The following is a 16,108-nucleotide window of genomic DNA, read 5'->3' on the forward strand; positions in this document are numbered from 1 at the left end:
CTGTTCTGACAATCTTTAGAGACTAGTCGACAATCCGATCGCCACTGGGGTTCCTGAGATGCTCCGGGTCAGCGCGGGGCGATATGCACCACCATCAACTGCACCGCCTCATTGCCACGAAATTCGTTGACGTCCAGCTTGTAGGCCAGCTCGACCCAGCGAATATTCGGATTGGGCCAGATATCGCGGTCCACACCAAAGGCAATGCCGTCGACCTTGAGGCTGCCACATTCACTCTTGAGCACCATCTTCAAGTGACGTTCGCCCACCACCCGTTGTTCGACCAGCTGGAACACGCCATGGAATAACGGTTCGGGGAAATGCTGCCCCCAAGGGCCGGCATTGCGCAGGGCGCGGGCCAGCTCCAGGTGAAACTCTTCCACGGCCAGGGTGCCGTCCGACAGCAAACGACCGGTCAGGTCGTCCTCGGCGAGATGGCGACGTACTTCCTCGTCGAAGGCCTGGGCAAACAGCGGGAAGTTGGCTTCGCTCAGGGTCAGGCCGGCCGCCATGGCGTGGCCGCCGAACTTGCTCATCAAGGCTGGATGGCGGGCATTGACTGCCTCCAGCGCATCCCGAATATGGAAGCCCGGTACCGAGCGGGCCGAACCTTTGAGCAAGCCCTCCCCGGCATCGGCAAAGGCAATGGTCGGGCGGTGATAACGCTCTTTGAGGCGCGAGGCAAGAATCCCGATCACGCCCTGATGCCAGTCGGCATCGAACAGGCACAGGCCGAACGGCATCGAGTCCAGCGGCAAGTCCTTGAGCTGTGCCAGGGCTTCGTGCTGCATGCCCTGCTCGATGCTCTTGCGGTCCTGATTCATGCCATCCAGTGCCTGGGCCATCTCCCGGGCGCTGGCCGGATCGCTGCTGAGCAGGCACTCGATGCCCAGGCTCATGTCATCCAGACGCCCGGCGGCATTGAGCCGCGGGCCGATGATAAAACCGAGGTCAGTGGACGTGATGCGCGAGGCCTCGCGCTTGGCCACTTCCAGAATCGCCTTGATGCCCGGTCGGGCGCGACCGGCGCGGATCCGCTCAAGGCCCTGATGGACCAGGATGCGGTTGTTGGCGTCCAGCGGCACCACGTCGGCAACGCTACCCAAGGCCACTAGGTCGAGCAATTCACCGATATTCGGCTGCGGCGTGCTGGTGTACCAGCCCATTTCGCGCAAGCGCGCACGCAAGGCCATAAGTACGTAGAACATCACGCCAACCCCGGCCAGGGCTTTGCTCGGGAACGGGCAGCCAGGCTGGTTAGGGTTGACGATGGCATCGGCCAGCGGCAGCTCGGCACCGGGCAAGTGGTGGTCGGTGACCAGCACTTGCAGGCCCGCAGCCTTGGCCGCTGCCACGCCTTCGATGCTGGAAATGCCGTTATCTACCGTCACCAGCAGCTGCGGCTTGCGCTCCAGGGCGACGGCGACGATTTCCGGGGTCAGGCCGTAGCCGAATTTGAAGCGGCTCGGCACCAGATAATCGACATGAGCCGCACCCAGCAGGCGCAAGCCCAGCACACCGACGGTACTGGCGGTAGCGCCATCGGCGTCGAAGTCACCCACGATGAGGATGCGTTGACGTTGCTCCAATGCCGTTACCAACAGATCAACGGCAGCATCGATGCCCTTGAGTTGCTGGAACGGGATCAGCCGAGCCAGGCTTTTATCCAGTTCGGCTTCACTGGCAACACCGCGGGCTGCATACAAACGGGTCAGCAGCGGCGGCAGATCGCCCAGAAATGGCAGGGTCGCAGGCAGCGCACGGGGTTCTATACGCATTGATCAGCCGCGCTCGCCTGCAAGCCATTGCAACTGCACTTCATGCTGGCCGCGATCATCAGTGACGAAGATGGTGCCTTCGCTGATCATCACATCCCACTTGATGACCCGAGGCATGTCCTTGGCCAGGGTTTCCAGGATTTCCTGGGGCACAGCGGCAATATTGACGTTTTTCAGGGTCTTGATCGCAGGAATCACCTTGCCTTCCCATACACGCAGGCTACCGTAGGCCAGCAGGCTGGTACGTTCGGTACGACGCGAGCACCAGGTCAGGCGATCGGCGTCCGGCTGGCCGACTTCGATCCAGTGCAGAACGCGGTCATCCAGGCTTTTTTCCCACAGCGCCGGCTCGTCGACTTCCGACAGGCCACGGCCAAAGGACAACTGCTCGTTGTACCAGAAGGCGTAAGCCAGCAGGCGCACGGTCATGCGCTCTTCGGTTTCCGACGGGTGACGGGCGATGGTCTGCTTGACGCTCTCGTAAACCCCACGGTCGAGGTCGGTGAGGTTCAATTCGAATTTGTAGGTCGTGGACGGCTGGGCCATGAACGGACTTCTGGAAGCGGAGAAAGGCGGCAAGTCTAACCGATGCCGAGGCGGCGAACGATAAAAGCACAGGGTTGACTCCTGACACATACCCCCTTGATGGCGGCAATCGCCCGCCCTTAAGGGCTTTCGGTAAAAAATCCACTGGCGCGAAGATGGCCGCATGCCCTTTAATTACCGACCAAAGTCTCAAAAGACTCATCCGTTTTTACCCCCTAGACTCTCTATCCGGACTATCCGGGTAGTAAAGGGGGCTTTTTGCCGGGCGCTCGCCCTTCCTGCATGCAACATTTTTCGGGGATGACATCAGCGAATGGTCGGACACGCCTCAAGAATTGCGCGCTCATGCATGGGTTCATTGCTATTGGGACTGGCCCTGTCCAGCATCGCCGGTACGAGCCAGGCCAAGGACACCCTGACCTGGCTGCTGCGTGATCTGCCACCGTCGACGATCTTCGCCGGACCGCTTGAGGGCAAGGGGGTCATTGATCAATTGATGCCGTTGCTGATCGCACAAATGCCCGAATACGACCATGTGACGATGCGGGTCAATCGCGCCCGTGGCATGCAAATGCTGCAAGAGACGGCCCTGACCTGCGACCCGACCCTGATCTGGACCGCCGAACGGGCGAAGACCATTGCCTTTTCAATCCCGACTTACGCCGTAATCAGCAATGGCCTGATCGTTCGCAACGATGACATGGCCTTATTCAAGCCGTTCATCCAGGAAGGCCATGTCGATCTCAACGCCCTCCTCGACAGCAAAACCGTGAAACTGGGGGTTGTCGCCGAACGCAGCTATGGCGCGGTCATCGATCAGATTTTGAAGGGCATCGCGCCCAGTGAAATCAACGTCCATTACGGTAACAATGCCATCGGTAGTCTGCTGCAAATGGAACGTATGGGCCGGCTGCAGGCGCTGATCAGCTTTTGGCCGGAAGCCCGCTACCTGGCACAACAGCAAGGCATTGACCCCGAAGAGTTGCATTTCCTGCCGATAAAGGACGCTCCCAAGTACCAGTTCACCCATTTCGGCTGCTCAAATACGCCAGAAGGCCGCCAGGCAATCGAAATCATCAATCGGGAAATGCGCTCGCTGCGCCAGACCAAGCTGGTGGAGTTGTACTCGCAATGGCTCGATGGCAAAACGCGCAAGGATTATCTGGAGGATGCCCGGCATTTCTATGACAAGCAGTGAGGGATCGCGGCGCTTGTGGAGGGAGACACAACCCTGTGTATCTGAACGAGATTCCGGACAAAAGAAACCCCGAGCAGCGGGGAGACTACTCGGGGTAAACCGCGGTCCATTCGGACCCGAACGACAGGCCACAATCACCGGAGCACAATGTTTGAACCTGCCGTACTTCATAGGAGTACCGCACAAACATAAGGTTCCCGTGAGTTAAACAAAACCTGCCGAGGCAGTGAACGCACGGCTTGATGCGACGTGGCGCAGGGCAGCAATCATGCTTGGCTCAAGACGTCCTTCGGCGATCAGCAGGTCCCGGTGAAACCCGTCCACGACATCCGTCAGCAGACGCTTGTCACGCAACTGCTCGGCCGAGACGACGCGCTCGAGCACAACCGTGCCGGCGGCATCTTTCAGGGTAACCAGACACTCGCCCCGAGAACCGGCAGCGCCCAGGCTGGCGTGGTACGGGGTCAGCGCTTCGCTTAGCAACAAGCTGATATTTTCCATCTGGATCACCACTCAACAGTTTGAATGCAAAGGTGCTTATCAATGACCTTCGGCCAATGCAGAAAGTTCGTCGGCACCATGTGCGGGTGAGTTGCGGCTACCCGAAGCTTCGAGCATGCCAGCGGATTGTGACAGAGAGAAAACTCACTGCCGGTCCACGGCGGGCGGGCCTCGCCTGCGTATATAGGGCAATGGGCCAGATAAACGGGCCAACGCGAAACTGTAGGAAAAATCGCGAATAATTATCTCCATGCCTTACAGCTCGTCCATCACATGCAGGCAATCACAGGTCGCGGGTTCATGTGCAATAGCAGCCATCAATCCGGTCAGGGACGTCCTCGACCACCTTGCCATGGAGCCATACCGTGATTGCTCTTATTGATCGAACCTTGCGCATCATCCTGGCGGACGATCATCCGATTTTCCTGATCGGGCTGCGGGTCGTGCTGGAACAGGACCATCTCGCCCAGGTGGTAGGCCAGGCCGGCAGCCCCGACGAACTGCTGCAACTGCTGCAGCGTCAGACCTGCGACGTGCTGGTCACCGACTTCATGATGCCGACCGAGCAGCAGAATGACGGCCTGCGCCTGCTGCAACGTATTCGCCGGGACTTTCCCGAACTGCCCATTGTGGTGGTCACGACCCTGAACAACGCCGCGCTGTTTCGTACCATACTGGCACTGGGCATTCAGGGCCTGCTCAGCAAAGCCAGCGTAGCCAGTGAACTGCCGGAGGCCATCAGCAAGGTACGACGGCAGTCCACTTACATGGCTGACTCCGTTCGTCGTACGTTACTTGAGGCCGGGGATTACGGGACGGACGAGAGCACGCCAGTACACAAGTTATCGCCCCGCGAGCTGGAGGTGATGCGCATGCTGGCCAGCGGCAATTCCGTCATGGGCATCGCTACCCGCCTGAACCGCAGCAAGCAGACCGTCAGCGCACAGAAGATCAGCGCCATGCGCAAACTGGGGTTGGTCAACGATGCCGCGCTGTTTCTCTACTTGCAGGAAAACGGGCTGTCCTGAAGGGGGGTCATGCTGCGTTGAGCTCGATCCGCGATCCAGACGAAAAGATCCGTCGCGCCCATCGGCCGGGCGATGAAGTAACCCTGCACTGCCGAATCTCCCAGGCACAGCAGGGAGTGAAAGTCATCGAGAGTCTCCACCCCCTCCACCACCACATCCAGGCCCATGCGCCGGGCGATGAGCATGGCGCCGCTCACCGCTGCGCACTTGCGCTCGTCGTCAGCCATGCCACGGACGAATTCGGCGGGAATCTTCAGCTCGGAAAAAGGCAGTTGCAGCAGACGCTGGATGTTCGAAGCACCAGTGCCGAAGTCATCGATGGACAACTTGCAGCCCTGCATGCGCAGACGCAGCAGCCCTTCGAGTTGCCAGGCGACCGGCTCATCGCCGCCCCACTCGACGATCTCCAGGGTCAGCACCTGCGCGGCAAAGCAAAACGTCTGAGCAGGCCTGAGACCCGACTGGCGAAATCAGCCTTCTCGAGCAATACCGGAGCGATATTGACCGCCACTGGCAGCGGCTCACCTTGTACCCGCAAATGCTCGGAGGACAGCTGCAGAGCATGCTCCATGATCCGCCAGGTCAGGGCCTCCAGTTGGCCCGCTTGCTCAATGGCCGCCATGAAAGTGGCCGGGGTCAACAACCCATGACGCGGGTGCTGCCAACGCGCCAGGGCCTCGACGCCGAGCAGTTGGCCCTTGAGGCTGACCTTGGGTTGAAAGTGGGCAATCCATTGCCCGGCGATGGCCTGCGGGTCCATGTCACCGCACAGGGTCGCGTAACTGAAGGATTGGCGCAGCGACGGCAGCCGGATGATGGCGCAACCAGGTGGCCGTTCGTCAAAGCGTCGCAGCAGTCCAGCCAGGACCATGGCCGATGCAGGCTTGGGCACGCAGCCCAGCACCTCGATCCCCTGCTTGCGCGCCAGGTGCGCAACGGCGTCCAACACACCGCGCTCAACGCCGCTGACCAGAATCAGCGCGCGGGCTGCCTGGCTTTGCGCCAGATGAGCGATAAACGCAATGCCATCGGGGCCTTCCATCTGTAAATCGCATATTGCGATATCAACCTCGCCCCCTCTCTCCAAAGCCCGGCAGGCATCGGCGACGCTGGACGCCACCCGCACATCGAAAATCTGGTTGGCATTGAGCATCTGATGCAGGGCCATCAGCTGGAAAGGGTTGTCTTCGAGAATCAAAACCTTGAGCGCGTGCATCACTGGGCTCCCAACATCAGCAAACCTGCACTCTAGCGGTACCGTCGGGCCCGCCACATAGGACGAGTCTTAAAGTGCGCAAACGGCCAACTGCTGTGCGATATCGGCCCGCAGCCGATCAATCGATAACTCCAGCGCCGGCCAGTAAGCCCCGAGATCATGCGGCCCCTGCGAGCGGATCCGGCCATTCAACTGCGCACAAGCTCTGGCCAGGGGTGCGGCATTGATCAGACAGGCCGCGCCCTTGAGACGGTGCAGCGAAGCCTCCAGCATGCGCAGGTCCTGCCGTGCCACCGCCGCACGTATGACGTCCATTTCTTCGAGCAGGTTTTTGTCCAGCTCATTCAACAGACGCTGCATCTGCTCTTCATTGGCCTGAGTCATGCGCCGCAGTGTCCCTGGATCGAAGCTCGACTCCTTGAATCGCTGAGCCAGCAAGCTCGACAACTGCGTCAGCGAAACCGGTTTGACCAGCAGATCGTCCATACCCGCCTGGACGCAGCGCGGCTTTTCCTCAAGGGTCGCATTGGCGGTACAACCAATGATCACGCCTGGGCGGCGTTGCTCCTGACGTTCCAGGCGACGCAGGGCTTCGGCCAGAACATAGCCGCTCATGCCCGGCATATTGCAATCGGTAATAACCCCGTCGAAGCTGCCGTCGCACCAATGCTGCAAAGCCGCCTCGCCGTGTTCGGCACACACAACGTCGTGACCGAGAAACTCCAGTTGCCGGGCCAGGACCAGACGACTGGCCGACAGATCGTCCACCACCAAAAGGCGCAAACGCCGCTCGGCAGTGGTTATCGGCGCTTGCACAGGCTCAGCGCAAATGGGCGGCGTCATACTGCGCGTCAATGGCAATTCGAGACTGACCCGAGTACCCCGACCTTCGACGCTGCTCAGGGCAATCCGTCCTTTCATCAGCTCGACCAGTTGCTTGCAGATGCTCAGGCCCAGACCGCTGCCGCCAAAGCGCGCCGCCGTCTTGCCGCTGCCCTGAATGAACGGTTTGAACAGATTCGGGAGTTGCTCCACCGCAATGCCTGCTCCTGTGTCCTCGATAGTGATCCGCAGAAGGGCCTCGTCAGGACCGGACTCAAGGGCCTCGACACGAATCGTCACCGAACCCCGGGCAGTGAATTTCAAGGCGTTGCCAAGCAGGTTGTACAGAACCTGGCGCAGGCGCAACGGGTCCAGCCAGTAATCGCCTTCGGCCTCGGCAGCGAACAGCAGTTGCAAGTCGAGCCCCGCCTGCCGGGCGCGACCGTCGAACAACTGGCGAATGTTGTCCAGCAACGGCCGCAAGGACGTGACGACGGGCGCCAGTTGCATGCTGCCTGATTCGATCTTGGCCAGATCGAGGCTGTCGCCGATCAGCTCGATCAGTTCCCTGGCCGAGCGATAAGCCACGTCCAGACCTTCGCCTAGGGTTTCACCTCGTTGCAGCGCCTGCTCACTCTCCAGCTCCAGCAGACCGATGATGGCGTTCATCGGCGTGCGAATCTCGTGACTCATGCTCGCCAGGAAAGCGCTCTTGGCCTCGCTGGCCTGATCCGCCCTGGCGCGCGCTTCCTCCAGTTGCGCCTGCAGGCGTTTGCGTTCGGTGATGTCGATCCAGCCGCCCAGCAGGCCCTGTAACTGCCCATCGGCGCGAAAAAACGGCACCGTCCATTGCCAGACATCAACCTGCCGATCCAACAGCCTCAGACGGCGATCAGCAAACACCGGAGCCGGTGGCTGAGTGCGCAACAGGGTCATGTGATCTGAATGCAGGAGCTCGGCGCTCTCGCGGGGGATAAGATTGATATCGATCAGGCGTCGACCACTCATTTGCTCGAAGCTTAGGCCAAAGCTCTCCTCATAACTACGATTGCACGACAGCAGACGCCCCTGCAGGTCACGGACGTAGATGGGGATAGGAATGCCGTCGAGCAGCGCGTGCTTGAACGCCAGTTGATCATTGAGCTGCTCTTGCGCCTTGCGCCGCTGACGAATCTGTACCTTCAAGCGACTGCTCCAGAGCAGCGACACCAGGCCCAGCAGCAGTGCCAGCACGACTGTCCAGTGAACCCACTGTGGGACTCGCTGCCATAACGAAGGTGCGGGAATCAGCGCACCGCTGAGCCACTTCACGCGAATCGCCCTCATCTCGGCGACGGGAAACTCTTCCAGCGCCTTGTTGAGGATGCTGAGCAGCTCTGGCTGGGATTTCACCACGGAGAAGCGATCCGGCGACCACAGCCCCTCGACCTGACGGCCGACCCTGAGTTTGCCTGGCGGAAACAGATGGGCACCGGCCTCGTTCTGGATCGTCACCTGCGCCTTGCCTTCACTGACCATCCGGCGGGCATCGTCGTAGGTGGCGACCGACAACAGGCGGATACCCGGATATTCGCGCTGGATCAACTCCTCCAGGGCATGCCGGGCGGGCAACGCGAGGACCTGACCATTGAGCTCACGCAAGGTGTCGGGCGAAAGTGCATCGTCCCTGACGACAAACACCCAACTGTTGCCACCGAACGAATAGGTGAAATTAAGAAAACGTTTGCGCTCGACGTTTTCCGCAAGGGTGGTATTCATGTCGGCCTCGCCGGCCCGCAACATCTTGAGCGTGGCCTGGGTCGACGGGCTTTCCTTGAACACGAATTGCAGACCGGTCAGACGCGAAACCCGCGCCAGCACCTCGATATTCAAGCCGATCCACTGACCGTTCTTGTCCCGATAGATGTAAGGCGGATGCTGAGCGGAAACAACGCTGACTACCGGGTGCCGGGTAATCCAGTGTTGCTCGGCGCGGCTTAAGGTAATGCGCTGGCTGGTTAGGTCAGAACCCAGGCCGAGGGTCCAGCGGCCGAGGATTTCCCGGCTCACAGAAGGCTCGATACTACTCAGAGCGGAGTCGATAAGGCGTAGCAGGCGTTGATCGTTCTGGCGCGTAGCGAAGGCGAATCCCACGGCCGGCAGCGCACTTTCGAATTTGATCTGCAGATCCAGATAGGGCCGCAGGGCCAGGTATGCGCGCGCGATGACTTCATTGCCAACGAAGGCATCGACCTCGCCCTGGCCAACCGCCTCCAGCGCACTGAACAAATTCGGCGCCAGGACGATTTCACTGTCGGGGTAAGCCTTGCGCAGTGCCTTGGCATCGGCATAACCGTCGAGCACCACCACTCGGCTGCCCTGCAGGCCAGGCATTATCCGGGTGTCGCTGCCACGTCCGACTACCACGGAACGGTCGGGCATGTACTCCGCCGAAAAGCCCAGCTTGTCTACGCCGCGCTCAAAGCCGTTGGCACTGGTAAGAATATCGATGCGACCATCGTGCAGATCACCGATGGCGTCATCACGCTGGGCAAAACCGACGACCGTGACAGGGATACCCAACCGGCTGCTGATCAGGCTCAGGTAGTCGGCGCTGATGCCCTGGTAGCGATTCTGATCACTGGTGATATCGATGGGCTCGTAATCGGCGATGGCGATGCCGACCCGCAGTTTCTCGCGCCGGGCAAGCCACTGCCGGTCGGCATCATCGAGGACCAATGGCGCAACCGTGACAAACGGCGGCGGCAGGCCGAACGGCAGACTCTCGGCGGCCGTTGCCGACTGCCCGGCGATCAGCAGCAAACATAAAAACAAGACAGGAGTAAAGGCGCCATACACAAGCCTGAAGGAGGCTCGCTGGTAGGTTTGTTTCACAGCCACAGACAATCCGTATGAGTTCTTGAACCCGCAAAGTGTGGCACGCAGAAAGCAGAAGGCCCGCCAAGTGGCGGGCCCTAAGTTGTTACACAACGATACCGTTAGAGCGGCTTGCCGCGATTACCATGCTGACTGACGAAGGCCTGTATGGCTTTCAGGTCATTTGGCAGAACGGTGCAACGTTCTTCGCGCTCGAACAAATCAGACAAATGTGCAGGCAGCTCAAGCGCTTTTCCTACACCCGCCTTCTCCACCGCCTCGGGGAATTTGACCGGATGCGCCGTCCCCAACACCACCATCGGGGTGTCCAGGCTGCGGCGGCACGCGCGCGCGGCCTTGACGCCGATGGCGGTGTGCGGATCAAGCACTTCACCGGTAGCGGCAAAAACTTCGGCGATGGTTTCGCAGGTCTGCTCGTCACTGACAGCCAGGGAATCGAACAGCTTGCGGGTCTCGTTCCAGCGGTCGTCTTCGACGCTGAAACCGCCACCCTGCTTAAAGGTGTCCATCAGACCGGCAATGGCCGCACCGTTGCGCCCGTGCATATCGAACAGCAGGCGCTCGAAGTTCGACGACACCATGATGTCCATGGACGGCGACAGCGTGGCGTGCAGGGTTTCCTTGACGTACTGATTGCCGCTCATGAAGCGGTGCAGGATGTCGTTGCGATTGGTGGCGACGATCAACTGGCTGATCGGCAGGCCCATGTTGCGTGCCAGGTAACCGGCGAAGATATCGCCGAAGTTGCCGGTCGGCACCGAAAACGCCACCGAGCGAGCCGGACCGCCCAACTGCAGGGCTGCGTGGAAGTAGTAGACGATCTGGGCCATGATCCGCGCCCAGTTGATCGAGTTGACAGCGACCAGACGGGTGCCCTTGAGGAAACCCTGGTCGGCGAAGCTGTTCTTGACCATTTCCTGGCAGTCGTCGAAGTTGCCTTCTACCGCGATGTTATGAATGTTTTCGCCGAAGATAGTTGTCATCTGCCGACGCTGAACTTCCGAAACACGGTTGTTCGGGTGCAGGATGAAGATGTCGACGTTGTCGCAACGACGGCAACCTTCAATGGCCGCCGAACCGGTATCACCGGAAGTGGCGCCAATGATCACCACGCGCTCGCCACGCTTGGCCAGCACATAATCCAGCAGGCGACCCAGCAGTTGCAGGGCGAAGTCCTTGAACGCCAGGGTCGGGCCATGGAACAGCTCCAGCACCCATTCATTGCCATTGAGCTGACGCAGCGGCGCAACAGCGCTGTGGGCGAATACGCCGTAGGTTTCTTCGAGAATCTTCTTGAAATCGGCATCGGGAATGCTGCCGGTCACGAAGGGGCGCATGACCCGGAAAGCCAGCTCGTGATACGGCAGACCGGCCCAGGAAGCGATCTCTTCCTGGGTGAAACGTGGCAGGTTTTCCGGAACATACAGACCGCCGTCACTGGCCAGGCCAGCAAGCAACACGTCTTCGAAATTCAGGGCTGGCGCCTGGCCGCGAGTACTGATGTAGCGCATGAGAATCAAACCTTTGGTTTGAGCTGAAAACTTCAAGCGGCAAGCTGCAAGCAGAGCGCGATCGGCTTCTGACTTGCAGCTTGTGGCTAATAGCTTGCAGCTGAATTAATTAAGATGTTCGACGCGAATACGAACCACCGGCCCGACGACGTCCTGCAAGGCTTCCAGCGCCTTGATGGCTTCGTTCATATGCTGTTCCAGCACGCGGTGCGTCAGCAGGATCATGGGTACGAGGCCGTCGTGTTCTTCGACTTCTTTCTGCATGATCGATTCGATATTGATCCCGCGCTCCGACAGGATGCTGGCCACCTGGGCCAATACGCCCGGATGATCCTTGCCCTGGATGCGCAGGTAATAGGCGCTTTCGCAGGCCTCGATCGGCAGGATCGGATGGGCTGACAGGCTGTCCGGCTGGAACGCCAGGTGCGGCACGCGATTCTCCGGATCGGAAGTCATGGCACGGACCACGTCAACCAGGTCGGCGATAACCGAGGAAGCCGTTGGCTCCATACCGGCACCGGCACCATAGAACAGCGTCGAACCGGCGGCATCGCCGTTGACCATCACGGCGTTCATCACGCCATTGACGTTGGCGATCAGGCGGTCGGCCGGGATCAGGGTCGGATGGACCCGCAGTTCGATACCCGAAGCGGTGCTGCGGGCCACGCCCAGATGCTTGATGCGATAGCCCAGCGCTTCGGCATAGTTGACGTCAGCAGTGGTCAGCTTGGTGATGCCTTCGGTGTAGGCCTTGTCGAATTGCAGCGGGATACCGAACGCGATCGACGCCAGGATGGTCAGCTTGTGCGCCGCATCAATGCCTTCGACGTCAAAAGTCGGGTCGGCTTCGGCGTAACCCAGGGCCTGGGCTTCAGCGAGCACGTCAGGGAAGGTGCGACCCTTCTCGCGCATCTCGGTGAGGATGAAGTTACCGGTGCCGTTGATGATCCCGGCGACCCAGTTGATGCGGTTGGCCGACAGGCCTTCACGGATGGCCTTAATCACCGGGATACCACCGGCTACCGCGGCTTCGAACGCAACGATCACGCCCTTCTCGCGGGCCTTGGCGAAGATCTCGTTGCCGTGCACGGCGATCAGCGCCTTGTTGGCAGTGACGACGTGCTTGCCGTTTTCAATGGCCTTGAGCACCAGTTCGCGAGCCACGGTGTAGCCGCCAATCAGTTCGATGACGATATCAATTTCGGGGTTGCTGGCGACCGCGAACACGTCGGTCGTGGTCGGTGTACCGGTAATCTGGCAATTGGGGTTGGGTGTGCGAACGGCTATTTGCGCCACTTCGATTCCACGCCCGGCACGGCGGGCAATCTCCTCGGCGTTGCGCTGAAGAACGTTGAAGGTACCGCCACCGACAGTACCCAGCCCACAGATGCCTACTTTGACCGGTTTCACTATGAACTCCCCGTAAAACGACCGGCGTGGGGCCGACCGTGGAAAACAGCCGCAAAAAACATGCGGCTCTCTGAATGGTTTATTTAGCGGCCAGGGCCAGCTTGGCGACCTGCGGTGCAGGTTGATAACCCGGAATCAACTGACCGTCAGCCAGGACAATAGCCGGCGTGCCGTTGACGCCGATCGACTGGCCCATGGCGAACTGCTTGGTCACCGGGTTGGCGCACTTGGGCGCTTCGATATTCTTGCCGTCGACCATGCGGTTCATGGCGTCCTTGCGATCCTTGGAGCACCAGACCGCCTGCAATTGCTCGTCACCCGGCGAACCGAGACCCTGGCGCGGGAACGCCACATAACGCACTTCGATACCCAGCTTGTTCAGCGCGGGCACTTCGGCGTGCAGCTTGTGGCAGTACGGACAGGTCGTGTCAGTAAACACGGTGATATGGGATTTGGTTTCGCCAATCGCCGGGTAGACCACCATTTCGGCAGTCGGGATGCCATTGATGGTTTTCGAAATGGCCAGGCGTTCGGTCTTCTCGGTCAGGTTGACCGGCTTGCCACCCTGGATCTGATAGAGGTTGCCCTGCATCACGAACTGGCCGTCGGCGCTGGCGTAGAGTACGCGACCACCTTGCAATTTGACCTCATACAGGCCGTTGAGCGGGCTGCTGGCGATGCTGTCTACTGGCAGTTCCAACTCAAGAGACGCCAGGGTCTTGCGGATGGCTTGCTCAGCGGCGGCATCCGCCTGGGCGAACATACTGAAGCTGCTGGTCAGCACTACGGCGGCGGCAGCGATAATCCGGGTCACGCGCATGAAAAATCCTCGAGCGGTGGGCAGCGGGGTGGCTCTGAAAACAGGGATGGCCAGCCTCAATCTGCGAAACCGGCAAAGCCTATCACATAAGGCCCGTGAGGCCGAAAGAACGGACACCTCTTTAGCCACGCGGGTGATGTTTGGCATGCATCTCTTGCAGACGGGCCCGAGCCACATGGGTATAAATCTGCGTGGTCGACAGGTCGCTGTGGCCCAGCAGCATCTGCACCACCCGCAAATCGGCGCCATGGTTGAGCAGATGGGTGGCAAAGGCATGGCGCAAGGTATGGGGTGACAAGGCGGCACTGATACCCGCCACTTTCGCCTGATGCTTGATGCGGTGCCAGAAGGTCTGCCGGGTCATCTGCTCACCGCGCTGGCTGGGGAACAGCACATCGCTGGGGCGGCCGTTGAGCAGCTCGCTGCGACCGTCGCGCAGATAGCGCTCGACCCAGACAATCGCCTCCTCACCCATGGGCACCAGGCGTTCCTTGCTGCCCTTGCCCATGACTCGCAACACGCCCTGGCGCAGATTGACTTGATCCAGAGTCAGACTGATCAACTCGGTGACCCGCAGGCCGCAGGCATACAGCACCTCAAGCATGGCCCGGTCACGTTGGCCGATGGCTTCACTCAGGTCAGGCGCCGCCAGCAGGGCCTCCACATCTGCTTCAGACAGCGACTTGGGCAGTGGCCGACCCAGTTGCGGCATGTCGACCTGCAAGGTTGGGTCAATGGCGATCAGTTTTTCCCGCAGCAGATAGCGATAAAAGCCACGTACGCCGGAGAGGAAACGCGCGGTGGAGCGAGGTTTGTAGGCATTGTCCAGGCGCCAGCCAAGGTGATCGAGAATGGCATCGCGACTGACACCGACCAGCTCGATGCCCCGCTCCTGCAACCAGCCATTGAAAAGCGCCAGGTCGCTGCGATAGGAATCACGAGTGTTGTCCGAAAGGCCTTTTTCCAGCCAGAGCGCGTCGAGGAATTGGTCTATCAGGGGGTGATCGATGGCGGGCATGGTTGGTTCGAGGGATTACGAAAAAGAGCAAGGAGGATACCGCATTCGTTCAACCGCACAGCAATCACCGTGGGACCGGCTTTAGCCGGGAAGGCGTCTTCACTGATCAAAGAAATGCAGTGGACGTAACGGCCCTTTCCCGGCTGAAGCCGGTCCCACCGGACGCAGGGGCCAATGTTTTCAGGCAACAAAAAAGGCAGCCCGCAGGCTGCCTTTTTTTGCATCGGAAGCTGGACTTAAGCCAGTTTTTCCTTGATGCGAGCTGCTTTACCGGACAGGTCACGCAGGTAGTACAGTTTGGCCTTGCGAACGTCACCGCGACGTTTCACAGCCAAGCTGTCGATTTGCGGGCTGTAGGTCTGGAAAGTACGCTCTACGCCAACACCGTTGGAGATTTTACGAACAGTGAAAGCACTGTTCACGCCACGGTTACGCTTGGCAATTACTACGCCTTCGAACGCCTGCAGACGTGCGCGGTCGCCTTCCTTCACTTTCACCTGAACGACAATAGTGTCGCCCGGGGCAAAGGTAGGGATCTCTTTGGTCATCTGCTCTGCTTCGAGTGCAAGAATGATTTTGTTAGTCATGCTGTGCTCCTAAGGTAATCCGTCTGGATCAACCATCGATACGTTAACTATCGTCCCGCTCGCGGATGTATTCCGCCAGCAGCTTCTTCTCTTCTCCAGAAAGCGAGCGGCTTTCCAGAAGATCGGCGCGTCGTTCAAAGGTCCTTCCAAGGGACTGCTGTAAACGCCAACGCCGGATGTGTGCGTGGTTGCCACTCAGCAACACGTCGGGAACACGCTGATCCGCATACACCTCCGGTCGGGTGTAATGCGGGCAATCCAGCAGACCATCCGTGAAGGAATCTTCCTCCGCGGAATCCACATGCCCTAAAGCTCCAGGCAGCAGTCGCGTAACCGCATCGATCAGTACCATTGCCGGCAGCTCGCCACCAGACAGTACGTAGTCACCAATCGACCACTCTTCATCGACATGAGCATCAATAAAACGCTCGTCAATGCCTTCATAGCGACCTGCGATCAGGATAAGTGCTTCTTCCTTCGCCAGTTCGCGTACCGCAGACTGATCCAGCTTGCGGCCTTGTGGCGACAGGTAAATCACCTTCGCCGCTTCCCCCGCCGCCTGCCTGGCCTGAACCAGAGCATCCTCAAGGGGCTTGATCTTCATCACCATGCCCGGACCACCGCCAAACGGGCGATCGTCCACAGTGTGATGTCGATCCGTTGTGTAGTCCCGCGGGTTCCAACAAGTCAGCTGCAACAGCCCTTGTTTCACCGCACGACTGGTAATCCCGTACTCACTGATGGCAGAAAACATCTCGGGAAACAGACTGATCACTTCTATGCGCAGGCTAGCCAT

Annotated in this window: 12 protein-coding genes and 1 pseudogene; 2 read left to right on the forward strand and 11 right to left on the reverse strand. The window is 59.8% G+C overall.

Annotated elements, in window-relative coordinates:
* Positions 1 to 68 precede the first annotated feature (68 nt).
* A complete protein-coding gene (gene recJ, locus AC1Z24_RS24900; RefSeq protein ID WP_483743107.1) occupies positions 69 to 1,778 on the reverse strand; it encodes a single-stranded-DNA-specific exonuclease RecJ in 1,710 nt (569 codons plus the stop codon).
* Between the two features lie 3 nt (positions 1,779 to 1,781).
* Positions 1,782 to 2,324 (reverse strand): YaeQ family protein, encoded by a 543-nt coding sequence (locus AC1Z24_RS24905; RefSeq protein ID WP_259105827.1) that lies wholly within the window; start codon positions 2,322 to 2,324, stop codon positions 1,782 to 1,784.
* Between the two features lie 349 nt (positions 2,325 to 2,673).
* Between AC1Z24_RS24905 and AC1Z24_RS24910 the strand changes: the two genes are divergently transcribed.
* Positions 2,674 to 3,522 carry a TIGR02285 family protein gene (locus AC1Z24_RS24910; RefSeq protein ID WP_483743108.1) on the forward strand — a complete coding sequence of 283 codons (849 nt, stop codon included), beginning with the start codon at positions 2,674 to 2,676 and terminating at the stop codon, positions 3,520 to 3,522.
* 204 nt (positions 3,523 to 3,726) lie between these two features.
* Here AC1Z24_RS24910 and AC1Z24_RS24915 read toward each other — a convergent pair whose 3' ends face one another.
* Positions 3,727 to 4,023, reverse strand: a complete 297-nt coding sequence (locus AC1Z24_RS24915) for a DUF3509 domain-containing protein (protein ID WP_259105829.1) — start codon at positions 4,021 to 4,023, stop codon at positions 3,727 to 3,729.
* 365 nt (positions 4,024 to 4,388) lie between these two features.
* Between AC1Z24_RS24915 and AC1Z24_RS24920 the strand changes: the two genes are divergently transcribed.
* Entirely contained in the window at positions 4,389 to 5,051 is a 663-nt protein-coding gene (locus AC1Z24_RS24920; RefSeq protein ID WP_483743109.1) for a response regulator, read from the forward strand.
* Here AC1Z24_RS24920 and AC1Z24_RS24925 read toward each other — a convergent pair.
* From AC1Z24_RS24925 to trmD, 8 genes and pseudogenes are all read right to left on the reverse strand, one after another.
* A pseudogene (locus AC1Z24_RS24925) lies at positions 5,024 to 6,267 on the reverse strand (EAL domain-containing response regulator). The gene AC1Z24_RS24920 and the pseudogene AC1Z24_RS24925 sit on opposite strands and share 28 nt — an antisense overlap.
* Positions 6,268 to 6,336: 69 nt before the next feature.
* A complete protein-coding gene (locus tag AC1Z24_RS24930; protein WP_483743110.1) occupies positions 6,337 to 9,903 on the reverse strand; it encodes an ATP-binding protein in 3,567 nt (1,188 codons plus the stop codon).
* Between the two features lie 164 nt (positions 9,904 to 10,067).
* Positions 10,068 to 11,477, reverse strand: a complete 1,410-nt coding sequence (gene thrC, locus AC1Z24_RS24935) for a threonine synthase (protein WP_483743111.1) — start codon at positions 11,475 to 11,477, stop codon at positions 10,068 to 10,070.
* Between the two features lie 105 nt (positions 11,478 to 11,582).
* A complete protein-coding gene (locus AC1Z24_RS24940; protein ID WP_259105834.1) occupies positions 11,583 to 12,887 on the reverse strand; it encodes a homoserine dehydrogenase in 1,305 nt (434 codons plus the stop codon).
* A 79-nt stretch (positions 12,888 to 12,966) separates the two neighbouring features.
* Positions 12,967 to 13,707 (reverse strand): bifunctional protein-disulfide isomerase/oxidoreductase DsbC, encoded by a 741-nt coding sequence (dsbC, locus tag AC1Z24_RS24945; protein ID WP_483743112.1) that lies wholly within the window; start codon positions 13,705 to 13,707, stop codon positions 12,967 to 12,969.
* A gap of 121 nt (positions 13,708 to 13,828) precedes the next feature.
* Positions 13,829 to 14,725: a site-specific tyrosine recombinase XerD gene (gene xerD / locus AC1Z24_RS24950; protein ID WP_483743113.1), complete on the reverse strand. Its 897-nt coding sequence runs from the start codon at positions 14,723 to 14,725 to the stop codon at positions 13,829 to 13,831.
* Positions 14,726 to 14,961: 236 nt separating this feature from the next.
* The gene (gene rplS, locus AC1Z24_RS24955) at positions 14,962 to 15,312 is read right to left on the reverse strand and encodes a 50S ribosomal protein L19 (RefSeq protein ID WP_259105837.1); all 351 of its coding nucleotides are present in this window, start codon (positions 15,310 to 15,312) and stop codon (positions 14,962 to 14,964) included.
* Positions 15,313 to 15,355: 43 nt separating this feature from the next.
* Entirely contained in the window at positions 15,356 to 16,108 is a 753-nt protein-coding gene (trmD, locus tag AC1Z24_RS24960; protein WP_483743114.1) for a tRNA (guanosine(37)-N1)-methyltransferase TrmD, read from the reverse strand.

This window comes from Pseudomonas sp. JL23 (assembly GCF_056933585.1).

Excerpts from the sequence above, each read along its gene's own strand:
- recJ (WP_483743107.1), bottom strand. The coding sequence starts at position 1,778 with ATGCGTATAGAACCCCGTGCGCTGCCTGCGACCCTGCCATTTCTGGGC.
- AC1Z24_RS24905 (WP_259105827.1), bottom strand. The coding sequence starts at position 2,324 with ATGGCCCAGCCGTCCACGACCTACAAATTCGAATTGAACCTCACCGAC.
- AC1Z24_RS24910 (WP_483743108.1), top strand. The coding sequence starts at position 2,674 with ATGGGTTCATTGCTATTGGGACTGGCCCTGTCCAGCATCGCCGGTACG.
- AC1Z24_RS24915 (WP_259105829.1), bottom strand. The coding sequence starts at position 4,023 with ATGGAAAATATCAGCTTGTTGCTAAGCGAAGCGCTGACCCCGTACCAC.
- thrC (WP_483743111.1), bottom strand. The coding sequence starts at position 11,477 with ATGCGCTACATCAGTACTCGCGGCCAGGCGCCAGCCCTGAATTTCGAA.
- dsbC (WP_483743112.1), bottom strand. The coding sequence starts at position 13,707 with ATGCGCGTGACCCGGATTATCGCTGCCGCCGCCGTAGTGCTGACCAGC.
- xerD (WP_483743113.1), bottom strand. The coding sequence starts at position 14,725 with ATGCCCGCCATCGATCACCCCCTGATAGACCAATTCCTCGACGCGCTC.
- rplS (WP_259105837.1), bottom strand. The coding sequence starts at position 15,312 with ATGACTAACAAAATCATTCTTGCACTCGAAGCAGAGCAGATGACCAAA.
- trmD (WP_483743114.1), bottom strand. The coding sequence starts at position 16,108 with ATGGCTAGCCTGCGCATAGAAGTGATCAGTCTGTTTCCCGAGATGTTT.